The organism is Streptomyces sp. NPDC058955, from assembly GCF_042741435.1.
In the GTDB taxonomy this organism is placed as follows: domain Bacteria; phylum Actinomycetota; class Actinomycetes; order Streptomycetales; family Streptomycetaceae; genus Streptomyces.
In genome coordinates, this window is the sequence record NZ_JBHYKM010000148.1 from 14,674 (window position 1) to 16,021 (window position 1,348).

The 1,348-nt window shown below is 74.5% G+C and carries 2 protein-coding genes; both read left to right on the top strand.

What is annotated here, in order from left to right; genetic code table 11:
• Positions 1-170 precede the first annotated feature (170 nt).
• Positions 171-683, top strand: coding sequence for a hypothetical protein (locus tag ACFW1I_RS34555; RefSeq protein WP_384677422.1), 513 nt, complete (start codon positions 171-173; stop codon positions 681-683).
• A gap of 344 nt (positions 684-1,027) precedes the next feature.
• Complete coding sequence (locus tag ACFW1I_RS34560; protein WP_384677424.1) at positions 1,028-1,300, top strand: chaplin; 273 nt, start codon at positions 1,028-1,030, stop codon at positions 1,298-1,300.
• The last annotated feature ends 48 nt before the right edge of the window (positions 1,301-1,348 follow it).

Below are 1,348 nucleotides of genomic sequence, written 5' to 3' on the forward strand. Positions count from 1 at the left end.
ACCCCCCCCCGGCGGCCCCCCCGCGCGCCCTCCCCCCCCCCCACACACCAACACACGGTGTTCCGCCACACACCCCCCGCCCCCCCCCCCCCCCGGGGGGGGGCCCCTGGTGTTGCTGCACATGGGGGAACCACGCGCGACGTTTCGGCCGACGGGCTCGTTCACACGGCATGACTCTGCGCTCTCAGGCCGGCATGGGCCTTCTCATGACCGCGCTCGCCTCCGCCGCCATGGCCGTCCCGGCCGCCGCCGTCGAGGCCCCGGTGGTGGTCCCCCTCCAGGGCCTCGAACCGGTCCTGCCGATGGACGCCCCCACCGTCGCGACCGGCGTCCCGGTACCGGTGCCCGGCGCGCCGACCGGCTTCCAGAAGGGCCTCGGGGCGCTGCCCGACGTGACCCTGCCGAGCGTCCCGCTCACCGGCACCCTGCCCAAGACCGTCGTGGACGCCCCGCTCCCCGAGCTCCTGGAGGGCAGCGAGCCCGGCCGCGCGCTCTTCTCCACCCCGCACTCCGAGATGGCGGCCGCCACCCCCGGCGCCGTCCTCGGCAACCCCGTCGAGGCGCCGAAGGGCAACGGCCTCGCCGGACTGCCCGACCTCGCCCCGCCGCAGCTCGGCCTCGTCGCCCCCACGCTCAGCGGCGCCCTCGACTCCCAGCTCGGCCTCGCCCCCGGCCGCGGCTGACCCCCTTCACCCCTTCACCCCCTCACCCCCCTCATTTCGGAATTCCGTACGAACGCGGTCCGCGCGGGTGAAGACACGATTCTTCCCCGCTACCGCACGGGCTTCTCGTCGTTGCACCGGAAGGCTTGTCGCATGGCCGCGGCCCGCGGTCCGGTGTGCCGCCCGTCGTATCCGACGGCGGGGGGACATCGGACCGCGGGCCATCATTCCGCCCCGTCCCGCGGGCTTTTCCGATTTCCCCCCTCCCGTTCGGCCCAAAGGCCGTGACCCCGCCCGTGGTACGGCGTTGAACGGAAGTGACGGCCGTGATCCCTGCGGTCGCTCGACCCATTCAAGGAGTTCTGATGTCTCGCATCGCCAAGGCTGCCGCCGTTCTCGCCGGCACCGGTGCCGTTGCCCTCACCGGAGCCGGCCTGGCCGTCGCCGACTCGGGCGCCGAGGCCGTCGCCGCCCACTCGCCCGGCGTCGCCTCCGGCAACGTCGTCCAGGTCCCGGTCCACGTCCCGGTCAACCTCTGCGGCAACACCGTCAACGTCATCGGCCTGCTGAACCCGGCCTTCGGCAACAGCTGCGCCAACATCGACGCCCCGAAGGACAACGGCGGCTACGGCGGCTGATCCGCCCCGAGCCCCATGGGCGTCCCCCCGGCCCCACCAGGGCCGGGG